Source organism: Pseudomonas syringae pv. coryli str. NCPPB 4273 (assembly GCF_000972175.1).
GTDB classification, from domain to species: domain Bacteria; phylum Pseudomonadota; class Gammaproteobacteria; order Pseudomonadales; family Pseudomonadaceae; genus Aquipseudomonas; species Aquipseudomonas syringae.
This window is the reverse complement of sequence record NZ_AWQP01000025.1, coordinates 19,215-39,266: the sequence shown is the minus strand read 5'-3', so window position 1 is coordinate 39,266 and position 20,052 is coordinate 19,215. Positions and strand designations below refer to the sequence as shown.

15 protein-coding genes and 3 pseudogenes are annotated in these 20,052 nt (G+C 59.0%); 5 read left to right on the top strand and 13 right to left on the bottom strand.

Annotated features, from left to right (window positions below; all coding sequences use genetic code 11):
- Nucleotides 1-13: 13 nt before the first annotated feature.
- The 9 genes from bcsA to P406_RS12730 all read right to left on the bottom strand — a co-directional run bounded on the left by bcsA (nucleotide 14) and on the right by P406_RS12730 (nucleotide 11,182).
- Nucleotides 14-2,233, bottom strand: coding sequence for a UDP-forming cellulose synthase catalytic subunit (bcsA, locus tag P406_RS12775; RefSeq protein ID WP_046236365.1), 2,220 nt, complete (start codon nucleotides 2,231-2,233; stop codon nucleotides 14-16).
- Entirely contained in the window at nucleotides 2,230-3,369 is a 1,140-nt protein-coding gene (gene bcsQ, locus P406_RS12770) for a cellulose biosynthesis protein BcsQ (protein WP_046236364.1), read from the bottom strand. Before bcsQ ends, bcsA begins: the two co-directional genes overlap by 4 nt.
- Nucleotides 3,370-3,638: 269 nt before the next feature.
- Nucleotides 3,639-4,850, bottom strand: a complete 1,212-nt coding sequence (gene mltA, locus P406_RS12765; protein ID WP_046236363.1) for a murein transglycosylase A — start codon at nucleotides 4,848-4,850, stop codon at nucleotides 3,639-3,641.
- A gap of 318 nt (nucleotides 4,851-5,168) precedes the next feature.
- Nucleotides 5,169-5,654 carry a GNAT family N-acetyltransferase gene (locus P406_RS12755; protein ID WP_046236362.1) on the bottom strand — a complete coding sequence of 162 codons (486 nt, stop codon included), beginning with the start codon at nucleotides 5,652-5,654 and terminating at the stop codon, nucleotides 5,169-5,171.
- A gap of 54 nt (nucleotides 5,655-5,708) precedes the next feature.
- Nucleotides 5,709-6,950: a phospholipase D-like domain-containing protein gene (locus tag P406_RS12750; protein ID WP_046236361.1), complete on the bottom strand. Its 1,242-nt coding sequence runs from the start codon at nucleotides 6,948-6,950 to the stop codon at nucleotides 5,709-5,711.
- A 63-nt stretch (nucleotides 6,951-7,013) separates the two neighbouring features.
- The gene (locus tag P406_RS12745) at nucleotides 7,014-7,664 is read right to left on the bottom strand and encodes a MotA/TolQ/ExbB proton channel family protein (protein WP_024649231.1); all 651 of its coding nucleotides are present in this window, start codon (nucleotides 7,662-7,664) and stop codon (nucleotides 7,014-7,016) included.
- Between the two features lie 25 nt (nucleotides 7,665-7,689).
- Nucleotides 7,690-9,972: a TonB-dependent receptor gene (locus P406_RS12740; RefSeq protein WP_046236360.1), complete on the bottom strand. Its 2,283-nt coding sequence runs from the start codon at nucleotides 9,970-9,972 to the stop codon at nucleotides 7,690-7,692.
- Nucleotides 9,973-9,992: 20 nt separating this feature from the next.
- Nucleotides 9,993-10,772: an energy transducer TonB family protein gene (locus P406_RS12735; protein ID WP_046236359.1), complete on the bottom strand. Its 780-nt coding sequence runs from the start codon at nucleotides 10,770-10,772 to the stop codon at nucleotides 9,993-9,995.
- Nucleotides 10,773-10,774: 2 nt separating this feature from the next.
- Nucleotides 10,775-11,182, bottom strand: a complete 408-nt coding sequence (locus tag P406_RS12730) for an ExbD/TolR family protein (protein ID WP_046236358.1) — start codon at nucleotides 11,180-11,182, stop codon at nucleotides 10,775-10,777.
- 201 nt (nucleotides 11,183-11,383) lie between these two features.
- Between P406_RS12730 and P406_RS12725 the strand changes: the two genes are divergently transcribed.
- The 3 genes from P406_RS12725 to P406_RS26805 all read left to right on the top strand — a co-directional run bounded on the left by P406_RS12725 (nucleotide 11,384) and on the right by P406_RS26805 (nucleotide 14,954).
- Nucleotides 11,384-11,947, top strand: coding sequence for a GNAT family N-acetyltransferase (locus P406_RS12725; protein WP_046236357.1), 564 nt, complete (start codon nucleotides 11,384-11,386; stop codon nucleotides 11,945-11,947).
- Nucleotides 11,944-13,518, top strand: a complete 1,575-nt coding sequence (locus tag P406_RS12720; RefSeq protein WP_046236356.1) for an alkaline phosphatase D family protein — start codon at nucleotides 11,944-11,946, stop codon at nucleotides 13,516-13,518. Before P406_RS12725 ends, P406_RS12720 begins: the two co-directional genes overlap by 4 nt.
- 398 nt (nucleotides 13,519-13,916) lie before the next feature.
- A complete protein-coding gene (locus P406_RS26805; RefSeq protein WP_050554434.1) occupies nucleotides 13,917-14,954 on the top strand; it encodes an acyltransferase in 1,038 nt (345 codons plus the stop codon).
- A gap of 59 nt (nucleotides 14,955-15,013) precedes the next feature.
- On the opposite strand, the pseudogene P406_RS30515 reads toward P406_RS26805, so the two are convergent.
- Nucleotides 15,014-15,448: pseudogene (locus tag P406_RS30515) on the bottom strand (methyl-accepting chemotaxis protein); the annotation flags it as partial.
- 150 nt (nucleotides 15,449-15,598) lie between these two features.
- Nucleotides 15,599-16,237: pseudogene (locus P406_RS30510) on the bottom strand (PAS domain-containing protein); the annotation flags it as partial.
- Between the two features lie 393 nt (nucleotides 16,238-16,630).
- Between P406_RS30510 and P406_RS12705 the strand changes: the two are divergent.
- A complete protein-coding gene (locus tag P406_RS12705) occupies nucleotides 16,631-17,824 on the top strand; it encodes a GGDEF domain-containing protein (RefSeq protein ID WP_046236355.1) in 1,194 nt (397 codons plus the stop codon).
- Between the two features lie 81 nt (nucleotides 17,825-17,905).
- Nucleotides 17,906-18,343 carry a GNAT family N-acetyltransferase gene (locus P406_RS12700; protein ID WP_046236354.1) on the top strand — a complete coding sequence of 146 codons (438 nt, stop codon included), beginning with the start codon at nucleotides 17,906-17,908 and terminating at the stop codon, nucleotides 18,341-18,343.
- A gap of 8 nt (nucleotides 18,344-18,351) precedes the next feature.
- Here the strand turns inward: P406_RS12700 and P406_RS30505 are convergent, their stop codons facing one another.
- Nucleotides 18,352-19,215, bottom strand: a complete 864-nt coding sequence (locus P406_RS30505) for a methyl-accepting chemotaxis protein (protein WP_419746842.1) — start codon at nucleotides 19,213-19,215, stop codon at nucleotides 18,352-18,354.
- Nucleotides 19,210-19,992 (bottom strand): annotated as a pseudogene (locus tag P406_RS30500) (MCP four helix bundle domain-containing protein); the annotation flags it as partial. The pseudogene P406_RS30500 and the gene P406_RS30505, both read right to left, overlap by 6 nt.
- Nucleotides 19,993-20,052 lie beyond the last annotated feature (60 nt).

Here is a 20,052-nt window from a genome sequence, read left to right as displayed (position 1 = left end):
ACTACTCAATCCATCAAAGTGCGGGAGGTGGGGAGGGTTTTTTACGTGTTGGCAGTAACCGGCTGAAATCCTTGCGAGTGGCCTTGAGCAACTCGACGACGCCACGAACACCGACATGGCTGACTTCGCGTAGCGCAGACAGCGGTGTGTCCGGCTTGCCGTGCCCCCAGGTCGACGCCCAGGTGTCGGCACGGCCAAAGGTCAGGCGTACCAGTTCGCTCTGCTGACGCAGCGACAGATCATCGAAGCGAGTGCCCAGATAGCCGTCGCGGCAGAACATCACCGTGGCGGGGAAATGACTGGTCTGCGTACCGCGATACAGCGACACCGTGATGCTGTCGCCACTGTCGATGCCCGAGTCGGCGGGCAGCACCAGCCCAAGGCCGGTCTGCGAAAAGTCCTGAGTCACGGCGTCGAATACCACGCCGTCAGCACGGGTAACGCGAATCGGCAGTCTGGCCTGGACCCGCGGCTCAGTGCGCACCTGACGGATCTCGCTGGCCACTGCAATCGCAGCGCTGGTAATAATGATGTTGTAGATCGTCCAGGCCATGTTGATGACGATGGTCAGGGTGATCGCATCGTTATTCCAGCCCAGCTGGTAGAGGCTGTAGATGCCCAATACGAAGACCACTGCGTTCAGCGTCAGCAGCACGATGTAAGGCCGCGCCAGCGTCCAGTCGAAGAATTTCTCCTCGACCACGCCGCCCTTGTCGGTCACGTTGAAGCCACCGAATTTCGGATTGACCAGCGCCATCAGCACCGGGCCCATGATGTACCAGGCCAGCACCGCCTCGTAGACCTCGTTCCAGAACGAATGGCGGAAGCGGCCCTGAATCCGCGAGTTGGTCAGGCTGGCGTGGGCCAGGTGCGGCAACACATAGGCAGTGATCATCAATGCCGAGGCGTGCATGACTTCGGCACCGAACAGCAGGTACGCCAGTGGCGCGGTGAGAAACACCAGACGCGGCAGGCCGTAAAAGAAGTGCAGCATGGAGTTGGCGTAGCACAGCCGCTGGCCCAGCGAGAGGCCCTTGCCCAATAGCGGGTTGTCGGTGCGAAAGATCTGCGCCATGCCCCGCGCCCAGCGAATGCGCTGGGCAACGTGACGTGACAGGCTTTCCGTCGCCAGCCCCGCCGCCTGGGGAATCGCCAGGTACGCCGTGTTGTAACCAGCCCGATTCAGCTTCAGCGCGGTGTGTGCATCTTCGGTCACGGTTTCAGTGGCCACACCACCGATGTCCAGCAACGACGAGCGACGCAGTACTGCACAGGAGCCGCAGAAGAAGGTCGCGTTCCACAGGTCGTTGCCGTCCTGCAGCAGACCGTAAAACAGCTCGCCCTCGTTGGGCACGCTGCGGAATGTATCGAGGTTCTTTTCGAACGGATCGGGCGAGAAGAAAAAGTGCGGCGTCTGCAGCATCGCCAGTTTCGGGTCCTTGAGAAACCAGCCCATGGCGACCTGCAGAAAGGAGCGGGTCGGCACGTGGTCGGCATCGAACATGGCGATGTACTCGCCATTCGTGGCCTTGAGCGCTTCGTTCAGATTGCCCGCCTTGGCATGTCGATTGTCGCCGCGGGTCAGGTAGCCGACGCCGATCTGTTCGCAGAACTCGCGAAAATCCTCGCGACGACCATCATCGAGCACATAGACCCGCAGCTTGTCGCGTGGCCAGTCGATGGACTGGGCGGCAAAGATGGTCAGTTTGACGATGCTCAGCGCCTCGTTGTACGACGGAATGAACACATCGACGGTCGGCCACTGGCTGGAATCGCTCGGCATGATCACCGGCTTGCGCTGCAACGGCCAGGCCGTCTGCACGTAACCCAGCACAATGACGATCAGCGTGTAGAACTCGGCGATGATCAGGCCGTAGCCCAAAAGGCTGTCCAGCCAGTTGTCGAAATCCAGGGTCGAGGTCAGGCGCCAGTACATGTAGCGAAACGAAGCCAGCAACGACAGGGTCACCAGCGTCAGTACCGATATACGCCCCGGTATCCGGCGAATCACCAGCATCGCGGCGAAGCATGCCAGGGCAAAAAAGCACTGTGCATAGAGGTCCAGTGGCACGGTGACGACCAGCGCCATCAGCAGCAGGCCGACCACAATCGCCACGCTTTTCAAGGCGCGTCGCAGGGTCGTCGACAGACCGCCGAACCATGTCAGCAAAGCATGCAGCCACAATGATGAGCGCGTCCGGGGTACGGACGCGTCGAGCGACAGGTTGGTCATGACAATCGGTTCTCTTCTACGTCCTGAGTCAGCAGTCGGGCAATCAGCACATTACTCAGCACGCGCAGGTCCTGAGTGCCGGGAGAGGCACTCGGCACCTGGACCGCGTTGTGGCCGTAAGCCAGCGCTTCTGCGAGCGCATAATCATTGCGAATGACGCCCAGCAGCCGCTCGCCCAGACGTCGAGCCAGGACGTCGTGCATGTCGCGACTGAAGGTGCGCGAAGCGTCGAACCGGTTGATGACGTAATCACAGGCTGGCGCTTGCGGCCCGGCCAGAACCGGCTCGAGCCAGCCCTGCATCTGATCCAGCGTCGCGTAACACGCCGCATCGGCGGTCAGCACCACCAGTACCTGGCTGGCGGCATTCAGCGCCTGCTGCAACATGCGCAGGTCACCGCATGGCACATCGAGAATCACCACGTCACGGACATCCAGCTCCATGCGGGCGATCTGACGGACCAGCCAGTGCGGATCGTTTTCCTGAAAGTGCTCAAGGGAGCGGCGCTCATCGAGCGGCAGCGTGCCATACGGCAAAACCTGTGTATCGCAGGAGCCGGTCAGCAGCAACGCGCGCCAGTTTTCGCCGCTCAGGCTGGCAACGCCGAGGCCGGCGACATCCGGGCTGGCATTGAGGTGGTGCTGCAAGGCGTTTTGCGGATCGAGGTCGATCGCCAGCGTCTGCGCGCCTGGCACTCTGACCAGGCTGGCCAATGCCGCGCTGAGCGTACTTTTACCCACACCGCCCTTGGCCGACACCACTGCGATCACGCGCGCCGATGTTCTCGGTGGCTGGCCCTTGAGCAGCGATTGAGTCAGGGCTTCGTTGTTACGTGCCTGCGCTTCAGCCTGGCGTGCCTGGGCAGCCTCGGCGAGCAGATTCGCCAAGGCACCGGAGGCGGCACGTTTGGTTGTCGAGGTCATCAGGAGGTCAGGTGCCGTACCGGCCATTTCGGCCGGTTGCGCCGCGCAAGTCTGCTCGGGCAGCGGTTGATCGGTCATGCGTGAGGGCGCAGCGGGAGACCTACCGGCTGTGGGCGTTTCCTGATAATCCAGGCTGTCGTCGACCTCCAGATAACCCTCGGAGCTCGCACCAAAACGCTGGAACAGATTGGCCACATCATCAGCTCGATTCATCCTGAATGACCTCTAGGGGCCGCTATGCACGATCCCTGTGTAAAAGCATTAATACCAATGTGTAATGTCATTATGACAGTGTCAAGAAAACCGCTATATGACGTCCACAATTTACCGATGAACGGTAAATTGTTCTTTTGATGACACATTTCTGGCGTTGGAAAACCGTGCACATGGCTGCTTCAGGCATGTTTTGAAGGACAACGGGGCATGAAGAAGATAGCTACCTATCCATTGAGCAGGACGGTAGCTATCGAGGTGAAGGGATTTCAGTGACTGGTTGAAGCCGAGTTTGCTGCAGGGGCTGGTTCTGCGGACTGAGGCAACGGCATGCCTTTGGGCCACAACAGCCAGATATTGCCTTTCTGCTTCATGTCGCCAGCCAGCTTGCCCGCCTCATCGCCGGTCCCCCAGAACAGGTCGGCGCGTACTTCACCGGCAATCGCACCGCCCGTGTCCTGGGCAGCAACCGGACGCACCACGCTGCTGCCATCCGGCCGCGTCGTCGAGAGCCAGAGCAGGCTGCCGAGCGGAATCACCTTGCGATCGATGGCCACGCTGTAGCCCGGGGTCAGCGGCACATTCAGCGAGCCGCGCGGGCCTTCGTTGCTGTCGGGGTTACGGGCGAAAAACACGTAGCTGGGATTGCTCGCCAGTAGCTCGCTGATCCGCTCCGGATGCGCCTTGGCCCAGGCCGCGATGCTACCCATGGTCACGTCTTCCTTCTTCAGCTGCCCCTGCTCTACCAGCCAGCGACCAATCGCGCGATACGGACGACCGTTCTGATCGGCATAGCCCAGACGCAGCTGCGAGCCATCCTCCAGACTCACGCGCCCCGAGCCCTGAATCTGCAGGAATTGCAGATCCATCGGGTCGGTCAGCCAGGCAATCACCGGCGCGTTCAAGCCCTGCGCACTGATCGTCGCAGCGTCGTCGTAAGGCTTGAGCACCCGCCCCTCAAGCCGACCGCGCAGACGCTTGCCTTTGAGCTCTGGGTAAATACTGTCCAGATTGACCACGATCAGATCGTCCGGAATGCCATACACCGGCACATTGGCCGTGGCGGTCTGCGTCAGGCTGCCCGGATAAACAGGCTCGTAGTAGCCGGTGATCAAACCATCGGCACTGCCCCCGTCGGCGCGCAGGCTGTAGACCTGCAACTGCTCCTGCAAAAAGGTGCGAATCTGCGCAGCATCCGGCGCAGCCGCAAGACTCGCAGCCGCCGCACACGTCGGCCCCCACACTGCATCGGCTTTCAAACGAACACACGCGCTACGCCACGAGGCAAAACCGGCCTGCAAATCCGCGTCCGACACCGCCGGCAGCGCGTCCCAGCCAGCCTGGCTATACGTGGTGTGCGGCGACGCAGACGGCGTCACCGGCTTGTCAGATTTGTCGGACTTGTCACACGCGGTCAGTAACGCAGCCAGTGGCAAAACCAGCGCCAGGCCCCGCAACCATGGCTTGAAAGAGAGCATCATCAGTAGCACCAATCCTTTTACAGCCCACAGCAGGCTGGTGGGTAAAGGCTGTCATTGTGGCTGAAGCGGACAAAGGGGCCTAGGGTTTGTCTGAAAAGTCAGCCTGGAAAATGTGGATATGCCGCTTAAGAGAACGATGGAATCGAGCAAGTCAGAGCTCATGGGTGATACACGCTGGGCCGGCGCTGCGTGGAATAGCTCAAGCGGTTTATGGGCGCCGTTGGTACGCACCGCTTTGGATGTCAGCGATGAGCTGCACGGCCCCGACTTCGTACCTGATAACACGCAGGCTGCATTCCGAGGGTCTTTTAAAAGACTTCAGTAGACTGCTGCCATGCTGAAAGCGTCTATGTACTCGCCATCTCGATAGGCGAATTTCCTGTGCGTGCCCTCTATGACAAAGCCATTCTTTTCGTACAGTGCGATAGCAGGCTTGTTATCGACGAAAACAGTAAGCTCCAGGCGCTTTAAATTCATCCATCGAGAGGCAGTGGCGGTGAGCTCGCTCAATAACAAGTCACCAATGCCCTGACGATGATGACTGTCTGCAACCCCCATCCAGAAATCAGCTACGTGCTGCCTGCGCCCCTGAAAACGATAGAGCATGGCGCAGCCGACAACCATGCCATCGCACTCGGCAACGAGGGACAGCCCAGAAGCACTTCGACTCTCGACAAGCTTTTTTACGTCGTTGATTGACTGGTGCGGCATACGAAGCGTCCACCAACGGAATACCGGTTGTTCAAACATACCAGCCAGCGAAGACCAGTCACTGTCTGCCATGGCACGGACGATCAAGCTCATTTCAACCCCCTCACTAACACTGCCCTGCCCTTTCGGCTACCCATCTGCTTACTGTCAAGGCTTACCCGGATGCGGCTCCGGGTAGTCGCGATTGATGTCGATGGGCTTGGCGTACGGCCCATCCCAAAGCTGCTCGTGCAGTTGGCCGATGCGTTTGGCCATCGAGCCGTCGTGCATCACCACTTCCAGATTGCGCGAGTTATCGAGGTAGCCGCCCAGCCAGTTGCTGGTGCCTACCCAGGCAACCTGATCATCAATAGCCATGGTCTTGCTGTGGATCACGCGCGCATAGGGGATAAAACCCTGAGCCGCCATCGGCAATGTGACGATGCGCACCTGCACGTTGGGCACCAGGGCCAGACTCTTGAGGTAGGCGACTTCAGGCATGCCGGTGTTCCAGTCGGACACCATGAGTTTGATCGACACACCGCGGGCGGCTGCGCTGCGCAGGGCATTATCGATGACCGCATAGTAAGGCCGGGTTTTGTCGGGCCCGTAGGACAGGGGCGCGTAGTCCAGCAACTGGACACGAACCTCGCTTTTGGCTTGCGCCAGCAAACGGGGCAGTTCGGTCTGGGAGTCGACAACTCCCGGCGGATTGTAGCGCTGCGGGCTGGCGATCAGGTAGTTGCCGTTGGGCGATGTGCTATCGACCGGGCGCGGCACCGGAACCGGTTTGCCCTCGGTAATGGCAGCCTGGGCAAGCCAGTCCTGATCGAATATGGCCTGCGTCTGGCCCACGACGGTCGGCTCGTCAATGCGCAGGCCGGTTTCATGGATATGCTCCAGTGAGCGCCAATCGAAGTTCTGACTGCCGATGAACGCCTGTCGGCCATCCACGATCAGGAATTTGGCGTGAATGATGCCGCTGCCCGTGAGCTTTGCGTAGGGCAGTACGCGCAGGGTGAGGTTGGGGATGGCGCGCAGTCGCTCAAGGGTCTGCGGGTCGGAAAGTTTCAGGCCTTTTTCTTCCAGCAGAAACCGGATTTTCACTCCGCGCTGCCCGGCTGCCGTCAGGCTTTCAAGCACCTTGTCCATGACCGAGCCTGCGTGGTCTGCGACATAGAACTGTTCGATGTCGATACGCTGGCGAGCCCCGTCAAACAGCTCGCGCCAGACCTCGCCGGGTGCTCGCAGGTCAGGCGTCTGCAGGTCAGAACCGACCGGCACAGTGTGTACCAGTTCGAAACCCGGGATGGCGAAGTCTGCCTGCGCGCACGAACTGCCCAGCAGTAACGCTGCGATCACGGCGCGGTAGCTCAGGGACAGTCGACGATACGAAGGGTAAAAGGGCATTGCGAGCCTCATCGCCAGACACAGACAAGATGGCGCATGCCAGAGCACGCGCCGCTATTTGGATCAGGCCGTCCGGTATTTCGGTTGGGCCGACGCAACCGGATGCTCGGCCTCGTCATGCACACGTGCTCCGCTGGAAGCGCGGATCAGCAGGATCTTGAGTTGGTCGTTGATACGTTCCAGGCTGTCCTGAAAGTAGTTGTGAAAGACCACGCAAAACAAGGCGATTGCAATACCCAGCCCGGTCGCGAACAGCGCTGTACCGATACCGGCGGAAATCTGCCCGGGATCGGACACCCCGGCACTGGCCAGGGCCTTGAAGGTGTCGATGATGCCCAGAATCGTCCCCAACAAGCCCAACAATGGCGCAGCGGTGGTGATGGTTTCGATCAGCCAGAGGCTGCGGGCCAGCGGTGCGCGAGTGCTCAGGTACTGGGTTTCGATGACGTCATCCAGATCCCTGCGCGAGCCCTGCGCATTTTTTTGCGCAAGCACCGGCAGGACCATTTCCAGTGGCAGGCTGGTCCGGCGTGTCAGCGTCTCCGGCAGATCCTTTTCACTGTGTACCGAAGCACCGAGTGCCGTTTGCAGCGCCCGCGACTGGCGACGCACGTAAGCGAAGTAGATGCCTCGTTCGATCGCGACAAAGATCGCTATCGCGATGGCGGCGTACATCACATAGAACGTGATGTCGTGAAGCTGATTCATGTCCATGGCACGGACCTCTGGTCAATGAAGATTAGAAATTGGCTTCAAGAGAAACGGTAACGGTACGCTCGACCCCGACGATGTAAGCCGGGTCGCCATCGCGGAAACCGCTGTAAGTGCCCGCGTTGGTTTTGGTGGTGTAGACGCCGTCCAGGTATTGCTTGTCGAACAGGTTGTCGACGTTCAGACGCAAGGTGGCGTCCTTGACGATTTTCTTGTCCACCGGAAGGTAGATCCCTGCGCCCAGATTGAAGATGGTGCGCCCCGGAATGCTTTCGTCGTTGGTCAGGTCGCCATACAGCTTGCTGGTGAGCTTGGCGCCAAAGGTCCCGTAATAACTGCCGTCGTCGTAGCCGATGTTGGCGGCCAGCATGTTTTTCGGCACGTTGGTAAATTGCTTGCCACTGGTGGGCAGCTCGATGGCGGCGCCGTTATTGAAGACGGTCAGGTCATCTTTCTGTTTGGCGCGGGTGTAGGTGTACGAGGTGTAGTAATTGAAATGGTGCGGCAGCAGGCCACTCCATTCCAGTTCCAGACCGCTGTTGTCGACTGCACCGGCGTTGATGTCGGCAAAGTCGCCATTGACGTCTTTTGATGACACCTGACGGTCCTTGAACTGCAGGTAGAACAGTGTGGCCGCCAGCGTCATGTCCTGTTCGGTGTAGCGCCAGCCCAGTTCGTGGTTCCAGCTGGTTTCCGGCTTGCTGTCGATGGAGCCGGTGCCCGGGTCATAGAGGACGTAGTTCTGCGGCACGCGCATGTTGCGCGACAGGCTGTAGAACAACTGGTCGCGCTCATCCAGCTGGTATTTGAGGCCGACGTTCGGCAACAGCTTGTTGTAGGTCTGGTCGCGTTTTTCCGGCCGCTCGGTCAGGCTGCCGTGGTTGGTGCCTTCGCGTTCGACGTTCATGAAGGCCAGGCCGCCGACCAGCGTCCAGTCCGGGGCGAAATACCAGGTGTCCTGAGCCCAGACTTTTTGTGCAGGCGTTACGGTATAGCGGTCACGGCCCTGGATCTCGTTGCCGTTGGCATCGACCATGTAGTCCGAATCCGGCTGGATGCTTTCAGGCTTGCCATTGCTCTTCAGACGGATGAAAGGCTGAGTCTGCGACTGGCGCGCGCGTTCATACCAGTAGCCGACCTGTACGCTGTGCTCGTCGTTGACGTCCCAGTTCAACTTGGTGGTGATGCCCGGACGCCAGGTCTGGGTGCGCGAAGGCCGGTAATACACGCCAGTGGTCGATGACCCGTCTGCGTTATAGGCCGCCGCCGTCGGCAGGTTACTCAGGTCGAATACACCGTTCTGGTTCGAACCGCGGTTGAGCGCATAGGAAGAACTGTTCACGCCGCTGCCGTTACCCCAGAAATAATAGGGGATGACGGAAAGAGACAGATTGTCGGCCAGTTTGAATTGGGTATTGAGTACGCCGGTGAACGTCTGGAACGGGTTCTGCGCCAGCTCGTAGTAGCTGGACAGTTTGCCGTTGCTGCCCAGCGCTGGCGTCGAAGGATAAGGGTCAAACTTGCGCCCGTTCTGCTGGAACTGACTCTTGGTGAGCTGGCTGTAACTGTTGTTGTCCTGCTCGTGGTACTTGAGGATCAGGTTGGCGGTATTGCCCGAGCCCATGTCGAAGAAGCTGTTCCACTCCACCTTGTCGGCACGCACCGCGCCATCGCCGCGCCATTTCTGACCTTCGGTATGAGACATCGACAGCCAGTTGCTCAGCCCGTTGATTTCTCCGGTGTTGAGTCGCGCGAAGGTCTTGTAAGTGCCGTTGCTGCCGGCCACCTGCTTGACGAATGCGCCGGTTTCCTTGGTAGGCCGGATGGTGACGATACCGATGTTGCCGCCGCTGGAACCGATGTGCGGGCCGTCACTTTCGGCAGAGCCTTGAGTCACGAAAATCTGATCGATGTTTTCCGGGTCCCCCAGCAGGTTGGAATACAGCGCGTAGTTACCGGAGTCGTTGATCGGCATACCGTCCACCGACATGCCGACCTGATCGGAGTTGAGCCCGCGCATGGTGAATTTGAAACCGGAAAGACCGGTGGCGTCTTCGCTGGAGATATTCAGGCCCGGTGTGTACTTGAGCTTGTCGATCGCGTTACCTGTTGCAGTCTGCTTGTCGAGCGCTTCTTTGGTGACAGTGGAACGCGCCTTGATGCTCTCCTCCTGCACCATGTAGCCACCCCCAACCGTTGCCTTGCCTTGCACACCAATGGTGCCGACATCACTGGGACTCGAGTCGGCCATAACCATGCCGTGACTCATGCCCGCGGCGACCAACGCAAGGTGAATTCTGGAAAACTTCATCACTTTGTTCCTTGTCAGTGCTATTGCACGCTGTAGTTGAAGGTGGCGGTGAAGCGCTGTTCGCTGCGTCCACCAAAGGCTTGCTCGGGAAACGGCTTGACCTGCTTGATGCGTCGCAGACTGTTGGCGGCTGCGCGGTTGAGCAGCATGCTGGAGGCCTGGGTCTGAATGCCGGAGTCCAGCACCCGCCCCTGGCGGTCGACCAATAACCACACCACAACCTCGCCACTCGGGCGCTCCAGTGAGGCCTGGCGGCCGGTCGGGTATTGTTTGTAACCGTCCAGTTCGCTGCGCAGTCCTTTGAGGTAGCCACCTTCCATACCCTGGGTGTCGACCTTCGGCGCTGCGGGTGGCGCAGGCGGTGACGGCGGCGCAACCGGGGCGCTGGCGATCGGCTTGCTGGGTGCCTGAACCGGCTCGACGGGTTTTGCCACTGCCGGTTTGGGCAAGGGCTTAGGCCGGGGTTCTGGCTTGATCTCCGGCTTGGGTTTTGGCTTGGGAACGGGCTTGGGCGGTGGCGGTGGCGGTGGCGGTGGCTCCGGTTCGGCCTCTTCGCTTTCGACTAGAGGTGGCGGAGGTGGCGGCTCGTCAGGCTGTACCGGTGGCGGTTCAGGCTGCGTCAATGGCTGGGGCGCGGGCTGCTCGGGCTCGGGCTCGATCAGCGCCAGTTCCACGGCAGATTCGTCGTAGACCGGCTCCATTTTCAGCGGACGGGTCTGCACACCGATCACAATTGCGATGAGCGCCACCAGCGCGGGCAAGCCGCCGAGCCACTGACGTACACGAAACAGGAAATACATGGTCAGGATTTGCGCGTGGCGATGGAGACTGATGTGAAACCACCCAGACGCAGGGTGTCCATGATCTCGACCAGACGGGCGACTTCCACGCCCTTGTCACTGTTAACGATGATCGTGGTTTTGCTGTCGGGTTTTTCCAGCGCCTTCAAGGCAGGCACCAGGGCGTCGACCGTGGTCGACTTGCCGTCGAGCTGTAATTCGCCGTTGAGCCCCAGCGTCAGGATCGATTTGTTCTGCGGCTTGAGCTGCTGTGAACTGCTGGCACTCGGCAACTGGGTTTTCATCCCCAACGCCGGAATCACGTTCAGGCTTACCAATACGAAAAAGACCAGCAGGAACATCATCACGTCGATCATGGGGATCAGTTCGATGTGCGCCTTGCGCTTTTTAGGTTCGTCCCACGTTCTCATGCCAGCCTCTCGCTTTCTTGTTAGAGGCCGAGAATCTAGCAACCGAACGTGACTGACCGGCTTGTTTTACAAGACCGATACATGACCGTTACATGGCTGTTACCTGTACATCTCATGGCACTTAAATGATTCTTCAGGCCGTCACGGAAATGCCATAACAACGCGCCAGCGTTTGAGCATTCAACCCGACGGAAAATACGGATGAGTCGCCCGCTGCCCACTATCAGAACCTCGCGTCTGCTGCTCGCCGCGTTGCAGCCTGAACAGGCGCTTACCGTCGCACGCCTGGCCGACGAGCCAACGATTGCGGCCATGACCTCTGCACTGCCCAGCCCCTATACCCTTGAGCATGCGCAGGCATTCATCGCCGAGACCCATGACCAGTACGCCGCCGGTCAGACGGTGAGCCTCGGGGTTCACCTTCAGGAAACCGGAGAATTGACCGGGATCGTCTCGCTGCGCCTTTCGATATCGCATCGCAGCGGCCATCTGGGTTACTGGACAGGAAAGAAATACCAAAATCAGGGTTATGCCTGCGAAGCGGCTAAAGGCTTGCTGAGGCATGGCTTCACGGACATGAACCTCAACCGCATCGCCGGCCAGTGCTTCAGCGACAACCCTGCCAGCGCCAGGGTCCTGGAGAAGTGCGGGCTATCGTATGAGGGCTGTACCAGAGAGGCATTTCTGAAAAACGGTGTGTTCAAGAACATGCTGCTGTTCGGACTGTTGCGCTCGGAATACGCATCGTCAGAGGTCACGTCATGACAGATTTCAACCCGGACCGTCGACGCATCATTACCGGAGTCGCCGGTGCAACATTGCTGTCGATCCTCAGCCCGTTTGCGCGCAGCGCGGGGGTCGATTATCCATTCACGCTCGGCGTGGCCTCTGGCGATCCGTTGCCGGACGGCTTCGTGATATGGACACGTCTGGCGCCCAAGGTGATGACGCCTTCGGGCGATGGCGGGCTGAACAAACCTGTCGAGGTGCGCTGGAAGATCGCCAGCGATGCAGCCATGGTTCACGTAGTCCGCACAGGCCAGGCCACCGCCCACCCACGCCTTGCCCATTCGGTGCATGTCGAAGTGAGCGGCTTGCAGCCTGGACGTCCATATTGGTATCAGTTCGAGAGCCTGGGGGCGCAAAGCGCTGTCGGGCAGGCCTGCACTGCACCGCTGGCAAGCGCGATGGTCTCGGCGCGGTTCGGCTTCGTGTCGTGCTCGCACTGGGAGGCCGGGTACTTCAGCGCCTATCGACACCTGGCCGCGGAGCGCCCGGACCTGGTGTTCTTTCTTGGCGACTACATCTATGAGATGAACGTATCCCCGGAAAACACTCGGTTCCCGCGTCACCACGCGACACCTGACCCTATGGATCTGGCGGGCTACCGCAACCGATACGCGCAGTACAAGACCGACCCCGACCTGCAAGCGCTGCACGCCTGTGCGCCGAGCGTCGCCACCTGGGACGACCACGAAGTGCAAAATGACTACGCCGCCCAGTGGTCACAGGACCCCAACGTACCGGTGGACAGCTTTCTGCGCCGCAGGGCCGCCGCCTATCAGGCGTTTTACGAACACATGCCGTTGCGCGCCAGCAGCCTGCCCAAAGGACAGGAGATGCGTATCTACCGCAACCTCGACTATGGGCGTCTGGCACGTTTTCACGTGCTGGACGGTCGACAGTACCGTTCCGAGCAACCCTGCATCCAGGCCAACGGCAGCCGTCGAGGTCACGTCGCGCCCAGCGACTGCCCGGATCTGCGTGACCCGAAACGCACCATGCTCGGTTGGGAACAGGAAACCTGGCTGGACCGCAGCTTCGCCGAGTCTCCCGGCCAGTGGAATGTCATTGCCCAGGATTTGCTGGTCGCGCCACTGGAACAGCGCGATCTCAAGACCCAGGCGCAGGGCCACTGGACCGACGGCTGGGACGGCTACATGACCACCCGCGAGCGCGTGCTGGCCTCACTGCAACGCCACCAGACCCGCAACCCGGTGTTCTGGGGTGGCGATATCCATTCGTTCTGGACCACCGACCTGCACGCCGACGCAGGCAATCCGGACTCAGCCATCGTCGCCACCGAATTCGTCGGCACTTGGGTAACCTCCAGCGGGCCACCGTTCGAAGCCTTCAACAGCATTCTCGGCCTCAACCCACACGTGAAGTTCTTCGACAGCCGTCAACGCGGCTATGTGGCCGTCGACCTGAACGAACAGCATATGCAGACCCGCTTTCAAGTGGTATCGGATGTGCTGGACCCTGCGGCGAGCGTGTCGACGCTCAAGGGTTTTGTGGTGGAGGCTGGCAAGGCGGGGGCTGTTGCGGTTAGCTGAGATGAACTGCTGCTACTCACTCAGCTTGCGCAAGCTTCCACGTTAAAGAGCGAACACTCTTTTCCCGTCGCGTCCTGACCGAATGAGTCGTCACATGCTCTTAAGAGACGATCACATGAGTCAGGTCACTGCAGTTATTGACTCACCTCGGGTTCGAGATGGCGCCCACCGGCACGGCCAAAACAGTAACTAACGGTACACTTATAAAAACGTACCGATAACTGACACCTCGAACCTTGTCGTGCAACAGCACCTTATTTTTATCTAACGCACTGCCACGGTGATAATAGCGGGCTATTGTATCGACAATGTATTACTGTTCTCCCCGGAAAAAACAACGGGTACTAACCCTCATAATAGCGTGCGTCGAGAGTCTGCTCGGCCCAGGGAGCGGTTGCATGATTTCAGTCACAACGGATGTGCAGAGAGAGCGCGATCTATCACTGGACGGTGTTCGTTTCACGGCCATTTTCATGGTGATATTGATTCATGTCTCTGCCAAGGGATTCTTGTCCATGGGCCTTAACTGGTGGGCCGTGAACTTCTATGAAAGCATTTCGAGAGCCGCTGTTCCGTTGTTCTTCATGGTCAGTGGCGCCCTGCTGCTGACCAAGGAAACCAGCGCGAGAGCCAGCCTGAAAAGAATCTGGCGAGTCACCCTGCCACTCTTCGTATGGTCGATCGTCTACCTGGCCTGGTTTCAGTACACGGGCACGCCCTTCGATGACTGGGTGTTAAGGATCCTCAGAGGCCCTGTGGTAGCGCACTTCTGGTATCTCTACACACTGATCGGGGCCTATCTGTTTCTGCCGGTCCTTATTGGTTTTTTCAAAATTGAAAATACCAGCTCGACAGTACTGGCCATGGCAGGATGGTTCATCGGTAGCAGCATCGTGCCCTTGTTTTACGTTCTTAACCAGAAAGGCTATCTGGGTGTGGATTGGGGCTTTCTGCCTCTGTACGCAGGGTACATCGTCGCGGGAGGGCTGATTTATCACCGAGTGAGAAGCTCGGACGCACTCGTGTCGCTGGCTGCTGTAACCTGGGCTGTTTGTGTCTCGGCAACCGCCCTGCTTACGTGGCAATACTCGATTTCCGTAGGCCATGCGGATGAAACGTTTTATGTGTACTCGTCGCCTTTTGTCGTCTTGGCAGCATTGAGTTCGTTCATCCTGTTACGTGCCTTGTTCAATCGGGTGTTTCTGAAAAGCGGGAGAATTCGTTCTTTTCTGATCTGGGCAGGCAAGTTGAATTTCGGCGTGTACCTGGTCCACGTCCTGGTCATGTTCTGGTTCGACATCAATGGCATCAGCTATAACTTCACCACACCGTGGCTTGCGATTCCCCTTACCTCGATTGCGATTCTTACAGCGAGCGGAGCGATGGTTTACCTCCTGCAGAAAATCCCGTTTGTCCGGCAAGTAGTTCCCGCTTGATATAGGGCACAGGATAGGAGCGGGGAATGGCCAGACTGCAAGGACCGGCCATTTCCCAACTACTTCAACTGATTGGCAAACCGCCCCACGGCGCCCACCACCTGTTTGGCCCCCTCCTGAATCTCGACGATCACGGCGCCGGCCTCGTTGGCCAGCACCAGGCCCTGCTCCGCCTGGGTGCGGCTGTTGGCCATGCCGCGTACCGCCTCATCGGCCAGCGACTGATTTTGCTGCACGACGCTGACGATTTCTTCGGTTGCGGCGCTGGTGCGGCCTGCCAGTTGGCGGACTTCGTCAGCCACTACGGCAAAGCCCCTGCCCTGCTCACCGGCACGCGCAGCTTCGATGGCGGCGTTGAGTGCCAGCAGGTTGGTTTGCTGGGCAATGCCACCAATGGTTTGCACGATGGAATTGATCAGCAATGACTGTTTGCCCAGCGCTTCGATGCCCGAGGAGGCCGACTGCATCTCTTCGGAGATCTTGCGCATGGTCTTTACAGTGTTCTGCACCACATCCGCGCCGCGCTGAGCGCTGACGTCGGTCTGCTGGGAGATTTCAAACGCCACGCTGGCGGCCTGACTGACTTCTTCTTCGCGGGCCACCTGGTCGGTCACCATCGTGGCGAACTTGACCACCTTGTAGAGTTTGCCCTGAGCATCGTGGACCGGGTTGTAGGTTGCTTCCAGCCAGACCTCACGCCCGCTGCTGTCGATACGCTTGAAGCGCCCGGCCACGAACTCGCCACGGTTGAGCATCGCCCAGAATTCCCGGTACGACGCCTGAGAGGTTTCTGCCGAATCACAGAACATGCTGTGATGCTTGCCCTTGATCTGCGCCAGGTTATAACCCATGCCGCGCAGGAACTGATCGTTGGCGGTCAATACCTGGCCGCTGAGATCGAACTCGATCACGGCGGTCGAGCGCAACAATGCCTGAATAAACGCAGAGTTCTCGGCAGCCGTTTCGACAATCTGGGTGATGTCCGATCCGTAGCATTGCAACGTCATCAGCCTGCCCTGCTCATCCAGCACCGGCTGCCAGAGGGCGCGAATCCACACCAGCCGGCCATCGGCATGCAGAAAACGGTACCTGTCGATGACCGACTCGCCCTTTTGCACCGCCACTTTGAGACTGCGGTAGCAATCCAGCTGTTTGACGTAAGTAGGCACCAAGTGGTCGAGATCCTTGCCCAGCACTTGCTCGAGCGAGTAGCCAAGCGCGCTGAGAAAGTTTTCATTGGCGTGGACGATGTGGTAGCTGGCGTCCAGAGTCAGACAGACCATTTGCGCATCCATCCCTTTCTGCATCTGCCGGTACATGGATAACTCGGCCTTTTGTGCCTGTAATTCCTTTTTCAAGCGAGCGTTGAACATGACGGCACCCATAGTGAGGTTGTACGTATATATCGACACAAGCGTAGACGGGTTTAAGACATTTCGTCTGATGGTGGCAGATTGAATTACAGGGCGTTTGCGACAGAAAAAACGCCCGTCTAAAGGCCATCTCGCGCATTGCTGCGAGATGTTTTCAGTGATGACAGCACGCGGCCATTTGTCACCCAGGCCACGCCGTTAGCCACCATCGGTCGACTTTGGACTGGCGGCACGATACATTGATAGCACTAAGACATCACTCATGATGTCCTACGTCTCTCGATGTTAATGTACCGGTGTCACATGCTCGTTTCTGCCCTTGAACGCCCCAATCTTGAAGATGCGCAACTCCTTGCCGAGGTCGAGCAGACGATCGCTTCAGGTGTTGGCTCGTTACGCTTCAGCCGTGTTCTTGAGCAACGCTATCAGGACGAAACCCGGCTACCGCGGCGCGAGTTCCTGACGGCGGTAGGGATTGGCGGCAGTCTGATCTACAACCTGTTCCTGATCAGCGACTGGTTGATACTGCGGGATGTATTTTTCTATGTAGCCGTGGGCCGTCTGTGCCTGATGACGCCGATGTTTATCGCCCTGTTGATGCTGGCTCAACGGGTTTCCACGCGCTGGGCGATGGAAACGATCGCTGCATTCGCCACGGTAGCGTGCTCGCTCATGCCGCTGTTGGTCATGATTCACAGCGACAGCCCTTATCAAATCTTTTATCAACTCGGCATGCTGTTGATCATGGTCTACTGCACCATGATCCAGCAATTGCCGTTGCGCCATGCCGCTGTCGCCATGTCGTGCATGCTGATCATCCAGCTGGTGACCACTTACATCGCCGACTTTGCCGACTTCGTGATCTGGCAGGCCAACGCCGTTTTGTTCGTCTCGACAGTGGCACTGCTGCTGATGGCCTCCTACTTTCTGGAGCGGGCAGGCCGTATGAGCTACCTGTTTGCGCTTCGCGGACGCCTGCTTCAAGTGCAACTGATGGAGTTCGCGCGTACCGACGGGCTGACGCGGCTGTTCAATCGACACTACCAGGACGAAGTGATGACCTCCGTCTGGGAGCACGCTCGCAATACGCCGGCGAACGTGGCCATCATCCTGCTGGATATCGACCACTTCAAATCCTACAACGACAACTACGGGCATCCGCAAGGAGATACCTGCCTCAGATTGCTCTGTCAGAAAGTCCAGCAAAGCGCGCATGACCATGGTGCTGTGGCGTTCCGGTTCGGCGGCGAAGAGGTGCTGGTGCTGATGATCGGCGATGCCGTGCAGGCCCGAGAAGTGGCCGGGGCCCTGCAGAGCGCGGTTGCCGAGCTCAAGTTGCCGCACCCGGTGCTGGGCGAAAACGCGCTGGTCACCATCAGCCTCGGCGTGGCCTGTGCGACAGCGCCTCTGACCAGTGCCGAGAACCTGATTGGTGCGGCTGACAATGCCCTCTACGCGGCCAAGCGTGCCGGACGTAATTGCGTGTGCTTCGCGTGAAATGACATCCCGCAGGATCCTGCTTTACGCCGCGCCCCCGCCACTTTAATCTCGGCGCACACCAAGGCTGGGAGCCATCGCATGAGCATTCACATTGACGTCAGCACCAACCCTACGGAAGAGGATCGTCTGGCGATTCTGGAACCACTGAAACGTTTCAACGCCGAGCAGGCGGGCGACGGCAAGTCCGAGAAAGTGGCGATGTTCATTCGCGATGATCAAACCCGGGAAATCCTCGGCGGCCTGCACGCTCGCATTCTTTATGAGTGGCTGTTCATCGAACTGCTGGTCGTGCCGGAACAGGCCCGTGGGCAAGGCATGGGCTCGCGTCTGATGCAGATGGCCGAGGATCTGGCGGTTGAAAAGGGCTGCACGGGAATCTGGCTGGATACCTTCGACTTCCAGGCCCCCGATTTCTATCGCCGCCACGGTTACACCGAGTTCGGCCAGATTGACGACTATCCGCCCGGCAACAAGCGCTTCTTTTTCCAGAAGCGCCTGCCGAACACAACGGCCTGAGACTTGCGTCAGACCTTGAACTTGCCCACCAGATTGTTGAAGGAAATGGCCAGACGCGACAGCTCCTGGCTTGAAGCACTGGTCTGGTGCGCACCTGCGGCGGTCTGGGCGGAGAGGTCCTGAATGTTGACCAGGTTGCGATCCACCTCGCGCGCAACGTGGGACTGCTCTTCGGAGGCTGTCGCAATCAACATGTTGCGGTCGTTGATCTCGGCGACGCTCTGCGCAATGCGCTCCAGCGACTGCCCTGTGGCCTGAGCCAGGGTTTGCGTGTTGCTGGCCAGGGTGCGACTGTTGCCCATGGCCCGCACGGCCTGATCGGCACTGGCCTGGACACTGCCGATCATGGTTTCGATTTCGCCGGTGGACGCCTGGGTTCGAGCGGCCAGCGCCCGCACTTCGTCCGCCACTACAGCAAAACCGCGCCCCTGCTCGCCTGCACGTGCGGCCTCGATGGCAGCGTTGAGGGCCAGCAGGTTGGTCTGCTCGGCGATCCCACGGATCACGTCCAGTACTTGCCCGATCTCACGGACGCGCCCGGCGAGTTCTTCGACCATGGTGGTCGAACTGCTGATCTCGGCACTGACGGTATTGATCGCATTCACCGCATCACGGGCCTGATCACGACCGGCAGCCGCGTCGGTGCTGGTCTGTCGGGACGCTTCCGACGTCGACATGGCGTTACGCGCGACCTCTTCGACCGCAGCGGTCATCTCGTTCACCGCCGTAGCGGCTTGCTGAATCTCATCGTTCTGACGGATCAGACCGCGACTGCTTTCTTCAGTCACGGCATTCAGCTCTTCAGCCGCCGAGGCCAACTGGTCGGCAGCACTGGATATTTGCCCGATCGTGCTTTTCAGGTTGTCCTGCATATCACTCAGTGCAACCAGCATCATGCCGGCTTCGTCGTGATATTGACTGGCAATCGGCAGCGTCAGGTCACCGCTGGCTATTCGCCGGGCATTGGTCACCGCAGTATTGATTGGCGTGCTGATAGCGCGACTTATGAACAGGCCCATCACAAACGCGGCAAAGAATGACAAACCTATGCCGATGTAAAGATTTCGTTGCGCAGCGTCCTGCGTCTGGTCGGAAGCCACAGCGGCCTCGCCCGCCTGACGATTATTGGAATTGACGATGGTGGTCAGCTGATCCATGACCTTCAGGTAACCGCTGCGAACATCACCGTCGATGATCGCTCTCGCACCCGCAATATCCCCGGACAGGGCAGTGCCTTTGGCCCGCTCGATGAGTGCCTGATAGCCAGGCCAGTCTCTGTCCATCTGATCACCGGCAGCGCGCTCGTCATCTTCAAGCGGCGTAGCCCTGTAAGTGGCGTAGCTCTTTTCAGCTTGAGTCTTGTTGGCGGTCATGCTCGCGAGAATATCGTCCTTGACGCTTTGCGGCGCATTGCCTGCCATGGCGGCCAATAAACGATAGAGATCACGGTTCTGAGCAATGACTGAGGCCTTGACCTCGCCGGTTTTTGTAACCGACAGCAAGCTGTTGGTAAACACGTTATCAAGGCTGCTGGACAGGGCACTGATGCCGCGACTGCCTATTACGCCCACCCCGAGGGTGAAAAGCGCGCACAGAGCAAAAGCCATAAACAACTTGGCGGACAACCTTGCGTTGTAAAACCATTTCATAGCCGGATTCCTTATGAGTAAATATGGCATAACGCCATAAAAACTTTATGGAATTGAGAT